The sequence below is a fragment of the Spirosoma sp. 48-14 genome (assembly GCF_001898575.1).
Lineage (GTDB): Bacteria > Bacteroidota > Bacteroidia > Cytophagales > Spirosomataceae > Spirosoma.
On record NZ_MKUD01000027.1, the window covers coordinates 53,481 to 68,419 of the forward strand.

Sequence of the window (14,939 nt, forward strand, 5' to 3'; positions counted from 1 at the left end):
CTAGTTTTGTGGTCCAAAACTTCTAAATTATAACGCCAGTGTAATCAATTTACCTTCTAGTAAATTTGGAAGTCACTTACGGTAAAAAAAAATACAGTAAGCTTTTGATGGAACAGCAACACCACCGTTCGCTGTAACTGTTCAATCAAATTTTGTTAAAAACCTCTATATCTAAATGAAATCTATTGCGCTTGCCCTCGTAACGCTCTGTACCATTTTAACGCTGACCAGTTTTTCACCGGCAAGAGACCAGGATGCTGTTAGCCAGGCTGTCGAACAATTGCGGGTATTGATGATCTCACCCGATAAAGCCAAGCTGGAAGCACTGGCTGCCGACCAGTTAAGTTATGGCCACTCGAGTGGAAAAATTGAAGATAAAGCTGCTTTTGTAGAAGCATTGGTCAGTGGTACCTCTGATTTTGTTAGTATTGAACTGACCGACCAGGTAATTACAGTAGTCGATAATACGGCTCTGGTCCGGCATAAACTGTCCGGTGAAACGCTCGATAAAGGCAAGCCGGGGCAGGTAAAGTTATCGGTCTTGCTGGTGTGGGTCAAGCAAAAGGGTAGCTGGAAGTTATTAGCCCGGCAAGCCGTAAAAATCTAGACGGTCAGCAAAAAATAAGCCCACCAGAACTCTGGTGGGCCTATCCTGCAAAACCTATGATAAAACGTATCAGTCAAAATAAGTCAGTATTTTTTGGCTAACTCTCCTGAACTCACCTGCCTGATTCTCACAACAGTATTAACAGGGCGTTCACGCATTGTCAGTTATTGTCAGCGCCAATTAATTAATCCTGGCTGGCGATAGCTGACAACTTGTTTTTAGGCATCTTCAAACCTCATACAAAGGCCTAAGCGGTAAACCTTATTTCTTTTTTACGAGCTGTAGTGAGCTATCGTTAATCTCAAACGTATGGTTTTTGATCAGGTTGATCACTTCAGCGCCCGCCAGTAAGGCAGGGCCATAACCATGAGCGGCAAAGGGGTTAATTGGCCGATGGTAATAAAAAGCCGGATCGAAGCCCATACCCGTACCTACACAAACACCTTCGACCTGACCCGTTGAATTAACTTTAGTAGCTACAGCGTTCCAGCCCAGCAACGTAGCAGGAGCATAGGCCAGTGGGTCGAGCCATCCCCGATTGATGGCATGGGCAAAACAGTACACATAAATGGCTGTGGCGGAGGTTTCCAGATACGAGTCGTGTCGGTCGAGAAGCTGGTGCCAGAAGCCCGAACCCGATTGCTGGGCTGCTAGTCCTTTGGCGTGGGCTCTTAGCAACTCCAGAATCGCCGGACGATTGGGGTGATCTTCGGGTAGCACATCCAGTAATTCGACGGCCGTCAAAATTCCCCATCCATTGGCACGGCCCCAGTGGAACTCAGGGTGAATACTCATACCTTCGACCCAGCCATGCATATAGAGTCCTTTTTGGGTATTGAACATCCGTTTCGAAAACTGGAGAACCTGTTTTGTAGCTTCGTCGTAGTATTTCCGGTCGCCGGTAAGTTTACCCATTTGAGCGAGTGCCGGTACACTCATAAACAGGTCGTCGAGCCAAAGCGTATTCGGTTGTGGCCGATTACGGGCCAGGGTGCCATCCGTCAGCCGGAATTCTTTCGTCTGGATATAATTGATATAATTATCGATCATGGGGCGCAGGTCAGCCTTGACTCCCCCGGTCCGGCTGGCTTTGATCATGGCTGCACACATAGCACCGGCATCGTCGAGGGCGTGCGGAGCCAGCACTGATCGCATAGGCGTATTCGCGTGGGGATCGGCCGTGACCTGTGCCCGAAAATAAGGGACTTGTTCCGCAATAAACTGAAGCCGTTTGTTAGTATAGTCGGCAAAGCGCGTATCGCCCGTAGCCTGACTGGCGAGCAACATACCCATGTACGTTACACCCCACTCATAACTGATCAGTCGGAAATCGCCGGGTTTGAAAATGGCATTGGCGTTAAAAGGAATGCCCGGAGTAATATCTTTCTTGGTTTCCTTATCGATAAGTTGCGTAGGTGTATTCGCATCCAGATAGCTGTAGATTCGGTGAAGTACACTGGCTACCTCCTCAACCTTTGGCTGGCCATATGGTACAGGATAGTCGGGCTTTAGCAAATGAAGCGGAGTGGTTGAATCATTGGCTTTGGGCTGCTGGGCGTAAAGAGGGCTGCCAACAGATAGCCCCACTAGTAAAAGCCCAAGAAATCGGTTGGTAAAGGGAGAAATTACGGGGGAAACAGGCATAAAACAGAATTGGAATTAGGTTGGCAATCAACTGCATCACCATATAAATAGGTGAATTGCTTTGTAGAATACTCCAAAGATTACAAAAACCTGTCTATTGCCTTCTCAATGCCGACCTATCTGAACATCCAGATAATTTTACTGCTGAAAATGAGCAGAAAAAGGAAAGAGTATTTAGCTCGCTTCGAACGATAATAGCGATAATGGCAGGTGTCAGAAAGAAAGGTAGTTGAAACAAACGTATCTTATTATCACCAGAACTTGTTTGACCTTCTGGACTCTGGTTTGGGTGGTAGACAACGTTAAAAGCGTATAAAAGAAAGGATAAACAAGGCCAATGATCAGTGTATCGACAAATGAAAATTTGTTTTCGATGAAGCAGAGGCTTTTTTTTTATAGTACGTTTTATCGCGAGGGAGCAGTGGGGGTTCTGGTAACGAAATAGCCCGTAAAATAAATAAGCGCCGTGGATTCTATAGTATTTATCGCTTCTATAATCCACAGCGCTTGATAATGGTAATAGTTAATGCTAGTGCAAGGAATTTACATGTCGGTTAAAAAAACGAATACCGAAATAGGTGTAGATGAGTACTGCTATTGTTTCACAAACTACTTCAGTTGAATTGTAGGAAGTAATACCGCTAGTATAATTCTTAAACCAATTGATTAACAGGCTGATGTACCCAATAGGGGCAACTAATATGGCTACTATAATTAACGGTAACAGTAATCGCTTGTCCATTTTTTTGCGAGTTAGTTGGATGTCTCAATGTCATTTTTGTCATTCATGTAGGGTATGATAACAATTGAGTAATTAGGTTTAAGCCGATTTATTTTTTTTAGTAAATGGAAAAAAAACGGCTAAATAATGTATTACGTAATTAGACGCAAATTGCCCAGTTTAATCAATGCTTGAACAAAACTTTTGCCAATCGCAATTTGGCGCCCTTTTTCGAGATAGTTATCAACTTATGTGATAAATTAACGGGATAAAGTAAAGAAAATAGTAATTCTTTTAAGTATAAAGTGTCAATTTTGACGCAGCGGTTTTATAACCATTTTGATGCCAATATGATTGTTGTAATTCAACGAGTTACCCAAGCTTCTGTTACGATTGATGAACGGGTAAAGGGCCAGATAGGAACTGGCTTTCTGGTTTTGCTAGGTATTACGCATACCGACACCCGCGATGATGTAGGGTGGCTGAGTCGAAAAATTGTCAGTATGCGCGTGTTCAATGATGCCGATGGGAAGATGAATCTGGATCTGGCCGCTGTGGAAGGAAATATTTTGCTCATTAGTCAGTTTACGTTGCATGCCAGTACCAAAAAAGGGAATCGACCTAGTTTTATTGAAGCAGCCCGACCTGAAGTGGCTATTCCTCTTTACGAAGCGATGATTGCGCAGCTTACAATGGACTTGGGAAAACCTATTCAGACTGGAGAATTTGGGGCTGATATGAAGGTTTCGCTGCTCAACGATGGTCCCGTTACGATCGTCATAGACTCGAAAAATAGGATTTAGTAGATCAGGTTTGTCGATTTATTTGAACGATCCGTTAATTTTACTAAAACCAGTCCTTACCTGTCGGCCCGATAGACCGGTCAGGTACATTGCCGAATGGATTTTTTGCCCCCCAATATCACCGCCTATTCCGAAGCTCTTACCTCGCCCGAAAGTGAGCTACTTCAGCGGCTAAACCGCAATACGCGTGCGCATATTATGGCTCCCCGCATGCTCTCCGGGCATTTGCAGGGTCGTTTTCTGGCTATGATTTCCTGCATGCTTCGCCCACGACGTATTCTTGAACTAGGTACCTATACGGGCTACTCGGCTCTTTGTTTGGCTGAAGGACTGACCGACGATGGCCAGCTCATTACCATCGATCAGAACGAGGAACTGGAGGACTTTGCCCGGTCGTATTGGAAGCAATCGCCTTTTTATAACAAAATTGATTTTCGGGTTGGCCTGGCTGCTGATATACTGCCAACCCTCAATGAAACGTTTGACTTGGTATTCATTGATGCCGACAAACGGAACAATTCAACCTATTTCGACCTGATTTTTGATAAGCTGAGGCCAGGGGGCTTCATACTGGTCGATAATGTCTTATGGAGTGGCAAGGTTGTTGAGTTAGTAAAACCATCGGATCTGGATACGGCGGCTGTGCTGGCATTTAACCAGAAAATTCAGGACGACCCGCGCGTAGAAAATGTGCTGTTGCCCGTACGAGACGGGATTATGATGATTCGAAAACGATAATTACGCTTGAAAAGAGCCGCCGAAGCGGTACGAAGTATGAAAAAACGAATGCATATCCTAACCCTTCTTTTTCTGCTGACGGGCATGCTGGCATCGGCGCAGGTAAGTGTACCTGTCGTACCCGAGCAACTCACCTTTGCCGACATTTCAGTACGGCTTGACCCCGATGCCCGGCGGATCGTGCAGCAGGATGTGAACGCACTCTTGTCGAATCGGCAGTACTGGACGGCTAAACTGGATCGGGTAGTCCTTTATTTCCCGATGATCGAAGCGATTCTGATCGACGAAGACGTGCCAACTGATTTCAAATTCCTTGCTGTTCAGGAAAGCTCGCTTACGCCAGATGCGGTCTCGTCGTCAACGGCGGTAGGGTATTGGCAGTTCAAACGCGAAACCGCTCTTGATCATGGCATGCGGGTGGATGACGAAATCGATGAGCGTAAAAGCATTACAGCTTCCACGCATGGGGCCGCTAAATACCTGAAACGCAGTAATGCCCAATTTAATAACTGGGTTGCCTCGCTGTATTCATACTATCTGGGTGCCGGTGGGATTGCCAAACTGATCCCACCCGATTGGTCGTATGCCCGGGAAGTAGCGCTGGACGGTCGTACGGATCGGTACATTCTGCGGTTCTTTGCGCACAAGATTGCCATCGAGAATGCCCTGCAAACACACCAGACCAGCAATCGCTTTGCCCTGATTGAATACCCGAACGGCGGAGGCAAAACTATAAAAGGCATTGCTGAAGAGCTTGGAGTTGATGAATTTGAGTTGCGTAAATACAACCGCTGGGTATTGGGCGATGCTATTCCAACCGATAAGCCGTACATTATGGCTGTTCCGGTCGTGAATACCCAGATTAACGATGTCCGGCAGAAAATCGTTACAGTAAGTGGGAAGAAGACGCCCGATTTTGTTCAGAATGATGTGGGTTTCCCAGTCTTACGTCGGGTAACGACTGGGCTGAGCAGTAAAAATGAGCCTATATTATACGAAATCAACGGACTGCCGGGTATACAGGCACAAGCGGGTGATGATGCTGGGTCGCTGGCTCGAAAAGCAAAAATTAGCCTGTCGAGCTTCCTGCGGTATAACGATATGTCCGACCGCGATCCTATCATCGTCAACGATGTGTATTACCTGGCCAAAAAGCGGAAGAAAGCATTAGTTCCGTTTCACACCGTTCGGGATGGCGAAACGGCACGCAGCATTTCGCAGCGGTATGGCCTACGGCTAAAAAAACTGATGCGCTACAACCGGCTGGACCGTGTGCAAAAGCTGGTAACCGGCCGGGTAATGTGGCTGCGTGAACGCAGACCCAGCAACAAACCCGTAGAAGTGATCAATGGGCCAACGCCACCAGTTTACGATCCAACACCAACTCCACCACGACGGACTGAGGCCGTTGTGACGACACCTTTAGCGGGTGGCAACCGAAATGTGAATGGTATGGAGAGTGTTCCCCGGAACGCATCGGAACGTAAACTATATCAGCCAAAATTGGTAGGCGGGGGCGTTACGCCCAACGACGGTACGTCGGAACCAGCGGCTCCCCAACGCACAGAGCCAGTTCGCTCAGCAACCCCGCCCACGACGAGTCGTTCAGTCCCGGCCAGTAGTGTCCCATCGGGTAGTGCGGATGGGTCACAGCGGGTGGTAATTGTACGGACGCCCGATAGTTCGCAGCCAACTAAAACGGTTCCTGTTGCCACAACACCAGAGCGTGCTAAACCAACCGAGGAACCCGTTGCGTTGACCCAGAAGCCAGCAGTAACCCCACAATCGAAACCGGCTTCGGCATCCGATATGGACATGGGCCGTCCTGAAACCAGTAAATATGAGGGCGCTCGCGAACAACAGGCCGATGGCTCCCTGACGACTGTAGCACCAGTTGCTCCGACGAAGGCGCCTTCCCGGCCAGCGACTTTGCCAGTCGCTAAAAACGACACGCGGCCTGATGCCTCGACCAGCACATCCGTAGAGCCTAAACCCGTTTCGCCAACAACCGTACCTGCCAATCGCCCCACTACGACCGGGGCTGCCAATCGCTCAGCCGCCAGCCATACCGTTGAGCTTGGTCAGACGTATTACAGTATTTCCAAACAGTACGGATTAACGGTCGATGAACTGCTGTCAATGAATAACCTGACGCGGGATAATGTACTGGAAGTAGGTCAGCAACTGATTGTGAAAGCAGCACCTGGCAGTCGGGCTGTACAACCTACTACGTCGGCTAGACCATCCGCTTCCGAATCGGCTCAGCCAACGGCGACCTACCATACCGTTGCCAAAGGAGAAACCATGTTCCGAATTTCGAAAAATTATGGCGTTACCATTGAGCAGATTCAAGCCTGGAACAACCTGTCGGATGTGACTGTACGTGAAGGGCAGAAGATAAAGATCATGAAGTAAATGATTCACCAGCACAGAGGCCGGGTTATTGTCAGGGTTTATGCTGATGATAACCCGGCCTCGCCATATTTTTGTATCTTTACTGTATGATTCTGCTTGACCATACCTGTATCAGCGACGATGTGGCTGAGAAGTTTTTCGTCTGTAACTTAGATAAGTGTAAAGGAGCCTGTTGTGTAGAGGGCGACATGGGTGCTCCGCTGGAAAACGACGAACCGGCCATCCTCGACCGGATTTATGACGACATCAAACCGTACCTGTCGCCCGAAGGCATCCGGGCCATTGAACAGCAGGGGGGCTATGAACCCGATGGACATGGTGGCTATGTAACTACCACTGTGGGCGGACGCGAGTGCGTGTATGCGATCTGGGATGAGCGGGGGATTCTTAAATGTGGTATCGAGGAAGCCTACAACGACGGTAAAGTCGACTGGAAGAAACCGATTTCCTGCCATCTATACCCCATTCGGGTTACTAAATACGATTCCTTTCACGCGCTCAACTACGACCGATGGCCCATCTGCAATCCTGCCTGTAGCTTTGGTGAACAACTGAATGTGCCTATCTACAAATTTGTCCGTGAAGCGCTCATTCGGGCCTATGGCGACGATTGGTACAATCGATTAGTAAGAGCAGTTGAAGAAAAAACTACTGATTAACTGACTATTACACAGAGATTCGCGGAGTAAAAGGAGCCGCACAGAGCTATAACCATACTCTGTGTATCTCCTCTTACTCCGCGAATCTCTGTGTTACAACTCTTTTGTCATGGAGCAGCGCGATTACTTTGAAGATGTGTACGAGGTTGTACGGCTCGTGCCGAAAGGGCGTGTTACGACCTATGGTTCCATTGCCCGTTACCTGAGTCTCCGTGCAGGAGCACGCATGGTTGGCTGGGCCATGAACGGTTGCCATAACCGCCCGGACGTGCCTGCGCACCGGGTTGTGAATAGTGTGGGTGTCTTATCCGGCAAGCACTTTTTCGGTGGGCCGACTATCATGCAGCAACTACTTGAAGATGAAGGTGTTCGGGTGGAAAACGATAAAGTGGTAGACTTCAAGACCATGTATTGGGACCCGACTATCGAGTTGACCCTGTAAATACATCGACCTGATTGCCTACTCATCCAGATAGTGTTGGTACGCCACCAGTTTAGTGGCCAGTCGATCGTGACCAAGCTAAGCCGTTGCAGCGGGATGCTGTACAGCGTTGACCAACGAAGCAATAGCTGCCTGAAGTTCCTGAGCCAGTATTGGGTCGGTAATTTCGCCACCAGCATTCAGGCGCGTTTTAACAGAAGGCACAATTAGCGAAGCACCTTCGGGTAAATGGGCCGTCAGAACGTCCATGGTATGCAATAACAACGCATGTGCCCGCGAACCACCTGATGCCGATGGCCCCGCACTGATCACACTAACGGGTTTGTAAACGAATTCCCCCGACGAGGCCAGCCAATCGAGCATATTTTTTAGTGCCCCCGGCATTCCGTGGATGTACTCGGGCGTACAAATCATAACCGCATCAGTCTGGCGAAGCTGATTTCGTAACTTACTCACCGATTCGGGCGCTGGATCAATATCCCGCTCAGGGCTAAAATGGGGCAAATCGTCCAGGCCATCGTAAAGACTGATCGTTACACCTGCCGGAGCCAGTTTGGCGGCTGCGCGAAGGAGGGATGTGTTGGTCGACGCAGCGCGAAGACTACCCGAAATGGCGAGAATGTTCATGGTGTTGTTGTCGGCGTATCAACGCAACACCTTCGTGATCTCGTTTAGTTTCTCCATTTTCTGGACAAAATCGCCTTTGAGCTGATTTCGGATGGCTGTCAGGTTATCGAGGGTTTCCTGCAAACTATCGGGTAGGATATCTTCCAGGACTTCCCGAAAACGCTTGGCAAAGGTTGGCGACTTTCCGTTGGTCGAAATGGCGATTTTCAGATCCCCTTTTTTGACGACCGAACTCAGGTAGAAATCGCATAAGTCAGGCGTATCGGCTACATTGACCAGAATGCGTTGATGTTTACAGTCGACCTGAACCTGCTGATTTACTGATTTGTCGTTTGTCCCGACAATCACCAGGTCTTTATCCGACAAGTGAGCAGACTCGTAGGGTTCATGGATCAACTGGAGCTTCGGGTATTGAGTCGCCAGCGTCTGAATTTCCTCCCGGATGGCAGGCGCTACGAGCGTAATACGGGCATCGGGCGAGTTACTGAGTAAGGCGGTCAGCTTTTCCAGACCCACGTATCCGCCACCAACGATCAGAATGTGTAGATGGTCGGCTTTAACGAATATGGGAAACAGTGTATTCATAAAAAAATCGTCAGTCGATAGGAGTTGCCAGCAAATTTGGGAAGCCAAATCTACTTTGCAAACGAACTCCTATCGACTGACGACGAATGACTGATTCGTTTTTTAGAACTTAAAGCCTACGCTGGCGCTCAGAACCCGACGTTGCGAACCATTGAAACCCGTTGTGGTGGTATTTCCATTGGTTGGGTTCGTGATCGAGTTGCTTAAGCCGTGGTGGTAAGTCAGGTCAATCAACAGCGGACCAATATCAAAGCCGATCTGCCCCAGTGCATTGAACGTACCACTCTTGATTTCAGCATTGGTCAGATTAAATCGACCACTGCTGGAACTGATTCGGTTGGCGTATTCAAGACCTGCCTGCAAACGAATGGCCGAAATACCACGGTCCGATTCAAGGAGTTTATAACCGATGTAAACCGGAATCTGGACATACTGGATATTGATCTGATCCTGAATGTTTTGCGCGCTCTGACCGTCTCCTTTGGTAAAGTAGTTTGAGCTAGAGGCAAAGTATTCAGCACCCAATTGACCAAACAAACGGCCACCTCCACGCACGAAGAAACCAGCCTGATAACCCAGTCGGCCTGATAGATCACCACCTGTGTTGACACTTTCCCCTTTAAATTTGGTCGTGTTCAGACCTGCATAAATACCAAATACGAAGTTTTTGTAATCCTTTGCTTTTTTATCCCGTGTTCGGGTTGTTTCCGTGGTGGTCACGGTTGTCGTCTGGGTATTGTCGGCAGGCGACATGCTGTTGGTCGAGTACGTGCTGTTTGGCACTGTATTCGCATTGTTCATCTGATTCATCGACGAGCTATCCGACATACTATTGTTCGACATCGAATTGTTGTTCATCGAGTTCGAATTATTCATCGAATTCGTGGTGTCCGTTGTCGTCTGGGTTGAGTAAGCAGGAGTCGAAGTGCTTGTACTTGTCGTAGTCGAATACGTAGTAGAGGTGGTTTGCCCATTAGCCAGGCCAAAACCACACAGGCAGATTGCCAGGAATGAGAATTGCTTTTTCATAATTTGCTTATGTCGTTGAGTTGCACTAAAAAAGGGTGTAATCGAAATTACACCCCATTAACAGACGTATTGTGAGCAATGTTTTGGCGAACGTCGGTTTCGATTAAATTTTAATCTCGTAACTCCGTCAGAATCTGCGGCTAACCGACGTTATAATTTATTCTGCTCGCATTGCTTTGAAGGCATTCATCAAACCGTTGGTCGAACTGTCGTGCGAGCTGACCGTTGCATCGTCCTGAAGTTCGGGCAGGATACGGTTGGCTAGTTGTTTGCCAAGTTCTACGCCCCATTGATCGAAGCTGAAAATATCCCAGATAACGCCCTGTGTGAAGATTTTGTGCTCATACATAGCAATCAGGTTCCCCAGTGTGTAAGGGGTCAGCTTTTTGAACAGAATCGAATTCGTTGGTCGATTGCCCGAAAAAACTTTGAAAGGTGTCAGTGCCTTCACCTCATCCTCGCTCTTGCCTGACTTGCGCAATTCGTCGGCTGCTTCAGCTTCTGTTTTGCCATTCATCAATGCTTCGGTTTGGGCGAAAAAATTAGCCATTAAAATTTTGTGATGTTCGCCAATGGGTCGCTGGCTGATGGCGGGTGCCAGAAAATCGCAGGGAATTAGTTTGGTGCCCTGGTGGATCAACTGGTAAAACGCATGTTGCCCATTGGTGCCCGGTTCACCCCAGATTATTGGCCCCGTCTGGTAATCAACGGGATTGCCGTCACGATCAACCGATTTGCCGTTACTCTCCATATCGCCCTGCTGGAAATAAGCGGCAAAGCGGTGCATATACTGGTCGTACGGCAGAATAGCTTCCGTTTGTGCGCCGAAGAAGTTGTTGTACCAAATGCCCACTAAGCCCAGAATAACAGGCAGGTTCTGGTCTAGGGGTGTATCGTGGAAGTGATTATCCATTGCGTGAGCCCCATCCAGCAATTCCTCGAACTTATCGAAGCCGATGTAGAGCGCAATCGACAGCCCGATCGCCGACCAGAGTGAATACCGGCCACCAACCCAGTCCCAGAAGCCGAACATATTGCTGGGGTCGATCCCGAATTTCTCGACGTCTTTCTGATTGGTCGATAAAGCCGCAAAATGTTTGGCAATGGCCGCTTCATCCTTCGCAGCATCCAGAAACCACTGACGGGCCGTTTGGGCATTGGTCATGGTTTCCTGCGTGGTGAATGTTTTGGAAGCGATCAGAAAGAGTGTGGTTTCGGGCCGAACGGTTTGCAGCGTTTCATAGATGTGAACGCCATCGACGTTCGAAACGAAATGAACGCGTAGCTTTTTATCGTCGCCGTAGGGCTTCAGCGCTTCGGTAACCATAACCGGACCCAGATCGGAACCACCAATACCGATATTCACGACATCAGTAATGGCTTCGCCCGTGTAGCCTTTCCATTCGCCCGACCGAATGCGTTCGGTAAACGATTTCATGTGGGCTAACACCTCGTTTACATCCGGCATCACATCTTTTCCATCGACCAGAATCGGGGTGTTGGACCGATTTCGGAGGGCTATGTGCAAAACGGCCCTATCTTCGGTTCGATTGATTTTGTCGCCCGAAAATAGTTTGCCAATAGCGTCTTTCAGTTTGGCCTGATTAGCGAGCTGAATGAGCAGGTCCAGCGTTTCGGTCGTAATCCGGTTTTTCGAAAAATCCAGAAGAATGTCCTCAAACTGTCGCGAAAAGGTTGCAAACCGCTGTGGGTCTTCGGCAAACAAATCCCGTAAATGACGGTCTTTTAAACGGTCGTAATGAGCCTGTAACGGAGCATAAGCGGCTAGCTCGGTAAATCGATGGTTGGCAAGCATAGAGGGAGTCTGATTTATGGTTCCGGTATTGGTTTTCAGGTTTTTAACGGTTGGTGCTCACAGGTGAAATAATAGACCAGCTCACTAAAATCTGAAACCTATATACCGATAACTGACTTATCGGCGCGAATATCGTGAATCCCGGCAATCTTTTTTCGGCTATTTTTGCCATTCTTTTATAGCCTTTGTGTTGCTGACTACGTTGTTGAATGAATCAAAAACTTTTCTATTCGCTCGTCCTTACGGTGGTGGGAACCTTGTTGTTTATCCCGTTTCTGGGCGGGGTACGCTTATTTGACTGGGACGAAATTAACTTTGCTGAGTGTGCCCGCGAGATGATTGCCCTGGGCGATTATCTACACGTACATATTGATTTTAAGCCATTTTACGAAAAACCACCGCTGTTTTTCTGGCTTCAGTCGATGATGATGAACCTGTTTGGCATCAATGAGTTTTCGGCCCGACTACCGAATGCCATCTGTGGGATTATCACCCTGGTGTATCTCTACAACCTGGGCCAGAAACTCCACGGGCATCGGTTTGGGCTGTTATGGTCGCTGGCTTACCTGGGGTCGGTAACACCCCACCTGTATTTTCGCTCAGGTATTATCGATCCGTTTTTCAACCTGTTTATTTTCATTGGGTTAGTCAATCTGATTTTTGCTTCCTGGAAACGTGAACGACTCGGTGGCGCCATGACTGTACCCAAACCGGAGTGGACGTACATCCTGATCGGGGGCTTTGTGCTGGGCCTGGCCATTCTGACCAAAGGACCGGTAGCCTACCTGATTATTTTTCTGGTACTGGTTACCTATTGGGCGCTCAACCGATTTCGCTGGTTTATTACGCCCTTCCAGTTTATAGGCTTTTCGTTGGCGGCTTCGGTAGGTTCGCTGCTGTGGTATGGGCTCGATATTTACCTGCATGGCCCAACGCTGGTACGGGAGTTTCTGGCGTATAGTATTCGATTGCTTAGTACGCCCGATGCGGGGCATGTGGGTTTTCCGGGTTACCATTTCATTATTCTGCTGGTGGGCTGCTTTCCCGCATCCATTTTTGCACTCCGGGCGTTTGGACCGCTATTTATCGAACGAAATTACCAGCGTGATTTCCGGCAGTGGATGCTCATTCTGTTCTGGGTAGTCCTGGTTCTGTTCAGCATTGTCCAGTCGAAAATTGTCCATTATTCGTCGCTCTGCTATTTCCCGTTGACCTACTTTGCCGCGCTGACATTGTCGCAGTTGGAAGACCGGAAAATTCAGTTCAGCAACTGGCTACGGGCCGGACTGATTATCGTTGGCGGTATTTTCGTGCTGGCCGTGGGGGGCTTGCCGCTGATTGCCCATCGGATGGATATTGTTCGCCAGTTTGCCGATCAGGATGCGTTTTCACAGGGTAATCTGGACGCCAATATCGACTGGCCTTACTGGACACTGATTCCTGGTATATGGCTGCTGATTATTCTGGTGTTGGTCATTCGATGGTATAACCATCACGAACCCGCGCAGGCATCCGTTGTACTGTTTGGGGGAATGGCTGTATTCATAACCCTGACACTCTGGGCCTTTATTGGGCGGATTGAAGGCATTTCACAGGCGGCTGCCATGCGGTTCTTTGAACGGGCGCAGGGGCAGAATGTATACGTGAAAACCTACGGCTACCATAGCTATGGCCCATTTTTTTATACAATGAAACCGCCCGTAACGAATCCGAATGCCTATAACGACGATTGGCTGCTGCACGGTAAGATCGATAAAGATGTACTCTTCATCCGTCATGCATCCGAGCAACCCACCCTGCTCGACTCCCTGCCCGATGTAAAGAAAACGGGCCAGGAGAACGGCTTCGTCTTCTATCGTCGTCAGGCGAAATAGGCTTGATTAAACTCATCGAAGCTCTTTTGTTTCGATGTTCTGATATTTTTGATCCTTTTTATTACTAACTTACTTGTAATAAGCAACTTGCAAAAGGTATCACACCGATAGGGGCAAGTGTTTCCAGTTATAAAGCTTTTTAGAAACACTTGCCCCTATTGGGGCCATCACTTATTTAAGGGATGATAAGTCAGTTGATTTTGCTAAACACAAACCGTATGAAAAAGGCCTTACTCGTTCCAATGCTCTGCGCATCTATTGCTGCTGTGGCTCAGTCGATTGATACGACAAAAGCCAAACCCACCACGAATTCTTTTTCGAAATACCAGCAGCCGAGCCAGTACGGTGTGCAGACTACGCCATCGCCATCCCCGGCATCGGCAGGTCAGCCAAACCCGGATATGGTTAAAAAGATCGAGCAAAAACGGGTGAGTTCAACATATCAGTATCAGAATGGTCGCATAATCGGTGGCAAAACTACCCTGCAATTCAGTAAGAAAAAGAACTGAAGCCCCCTTTGCCGTACCTATGAAAAGTCTGTACGAAACCAATCCTCTGGCCGAAATTCTGAGTCGAATTGAAAAGCTACGCCCAAATTCCCAGCGCCAGTGGGGGAAAATGGATGTAGCCCAGATGCTGGCACATTGTTCTGTAGGCATGGAAACGGCGACTGGCCAGAAAAAACTTCCACGATTATTCATTGGCCGTATACTGGCTCCTTTCGTTAAAACCAGTTTCTACAATGAGAAACCGTTCAATAGAAACGGGCCTACGCATAAGGATTTTGTTGTGGCCGATCAGCGCGTATTTGAAGCAGAGAAAGAAAAACTGATGCAACTCGTTAAGCAGTTTTCGGTAGGTGGCCCTGCAAGGTGTACGACGCATCCTCATTCATTTTTCGGGGAACTGACTCCCGAGCAATGGAGTATTGGGATGTATAAGCACCTGGATCATCATCTGCGGCAGTTTGGTGTTTGAT

At 48.2% G+C, this 14,939-nt stretch carries 14 protein-coding genes; 9 read left to right on the plus strand and 5 right to left on the minus strand.

Features of this window, described 5'->3' with window-relative positions; translation table 11 throughout:
* The first annotated feature begins 175 nt into the window (after positions 1–175).
* Positions 176–607 carry a nuclear transport factor 2 family protein gene (locus tag BGO59_RS15865; protein ID WP_293684605.1) on the plus strand — a complete coding sequence of 144 codons (432 nt, stop codon included), beginning with the start codon at positions 176–178 and terminating at the stop codon, positions 605–607.
* Between the two features lie 261 nt (positions 608–868).
* Here the strand turns inward: BGO59_RS15865 and BGO59_RS15870 are convergent, their stop codons facing one another.
* Positions 869–2,251 carry a glycoside hydrolase family 88 protein gene (locus BGO59_RS15870; protein WP_293684606.1) on the minus strand — a complete coding sequence of 461 codons (1,383 nt, stop codon included), beginning with the start codon at positions 2,249–2,251 and terminating at the stop codon, positions 869–871.
* Between the two features lie 1,071 nt (positions 2,252–3,322).
* On the opposite strand from BGO59_RS15870, the gene dtd reads away from it, so the two are divergent.
* The 5 genes from dtd (at position 3,323) to BGO59_RS15895 (ending at position 8,029) form a co-directional block, all read left to right on the plus strand.
* On the plus strand, positions 3,323–3,775 hold the full coding sequence (gene dtd / locus BGO59_RS15875) for a D-aminoacyl-tRNA deacylase (RefSeq protein ID WP_293684607.1): 453 nt from the start codon (positions 3,323–3,325) through the stop codon (positions 3,773–3,775).
* Positions 3,776–3,871: 96 nt separating this feature from the next.
* Positions 3,872–4,513 (plus strand): O-methyltransferase, encoded by a 642-nt coding sequence (locus BGO59_RS15880; protein WP_293684608.1) that lies wholly within the window; start codon positions 3,872–3,874, stop codon positions 4,511–4,513.
* A gap of 48 nt (positions 4,514–4,561) precedes the next feature.
* Positions 4,562–6,928, plus strand: coding sequence for a LysM peptidoglycan-binding domain-containing protein (locus BGO59_RS15885; protein ID WP_365982235.1), 2,367 nt, complete (start codon positions 4,562–4,564; stop codon positions 6,926–6,928).
* 86 nt (positions 6,929–7,014) lie between these two features.
* Positions 7,015–7,587 (plus strand): DUF3109 family protein, encoded by a 573-nt coding sequence (locus BGO59_RS15890; RefSeq protein WP_080055381.1) that lies wholly within the window; start codon positions 7,015–7,017, stop codon positions 7,585–7,587.
* Positions 7,588–7,696: 109 nt separating this feature from the next.
* Positions 7,697–8,029 carry an MGMT family protein gene (locus BGO59_RS15895; RefSeq protein ID WP_293684670.1) on the plus strand — a complete coding sequence of 111 codons (333 nt, stop codon included), beginning with the start codon at positions 7,697–7,699 and terminating at the stop codon, positions 8,027–8,029.
* A gap of 78 nt (positions 8,030–8,107) precedes the next feature.
* Here BGO59_RS15895 and BGO59_RS15900 read toward each other — a convergent pair whose 3' ends face one another.
* From BGO59_RS15900 to pgi, 4 genes are all read right to left on the minus strand, one after another.
* Positions 8,108–8,656: an NADPH-dependent FMN reductase gene (locus BGO59_RS15900; protein ID WP_293684610.1), complete on the minus strand. Its 549-nt coding sequence runs from the start codon at positions 8,654–8,656 to the stop codon at positions 8,108–8,110.
* Between the two features lie 18 nt (positions 8,657–8,674).
* Positions 8,675–9,241: a bifunctional precorrin-2 dehydrogenase/sirohydrochlorin ferrochelatase gene (locus BGO59_RS15905; protein ID WP_293684611.1), complete on the minus strand. Its 567-nt coding sequence runs from the start codon at positions 9,239–9,241 to the stop codon at positions 8,675–8,677.
* 102 nt (positions 9,242–9,343) lie between these two features.
* Positions 9,344–10,270: an outer membrane beta-barrel protein gene (locus BGO59_RS15910; protein WP_293684612.1), complete on the minus strand. Its 927-nt coding sequence runs from the start codon at positions 10,268–10,270 to the stop codon at positions 9,344–9,346.
* Positions 10,271–10,427: 157 nt separating this feature from the next.
* Positions 10,428–12,086, minus strand: a complete 1,659-nt coding sequence (gene pgi / locus BGO59_RS15915; RefSeq protein WP_293684613.1) for a glucose-6-phosphate isomerase — start codon at positions 12,084–12,086, stop codon at positions 10,428–10,430.
* 209 nt (positions 12,087–12,295) lie between these two features.
* On the opposite strand from pgi, the gene BGO59_RS15920 reads away from it, so the two are divergent.
* The 3 genes from BGO59_RS15920 (at position 12,296) to BGO59_RS15930 (ending at position 14,938) form a co-directional block, all read left to right on the plus strand.
* Positions 12,296–13,960, plus strand: a complete 1,665-nt coding sequence (locus BGO59_RS15920) for a glycosyltransferase family 39 protein (protein ID WP_293684614.1) — start codon at positions 12,296–12,298, stop codon at positions 13,958–13,960.
* A gap of 218 nt (positions 13,961–14,178) precedes the next feature.
* Positions 14,179–14,469 carry a hypothetical protein gene (locus tag BGO59_RS15925; protein WP_293684615.1) on the plus strand — a complete coding sequence of 97 codons (291 nt, stop codon included), beginning with the start codon at positions 14,179–14,181 and terminating at the stop codon, positions 14,467–14,469.
* 19 nt (positions 14,470–14,488) lie between these two features.
* Positions 14,489–14,938: a DUF1569 domain-containing protein gene (locus tag BGO59_RS15930; protein ID WP_293684616.1), complete on the plus strand. Its 450-nt coding sequence runs from the start codon at positions 14,489–14,491 to the stop codon at positions 14,936–14,938.
* Position 14,939 lies beyond the last annotated feature (1 nt).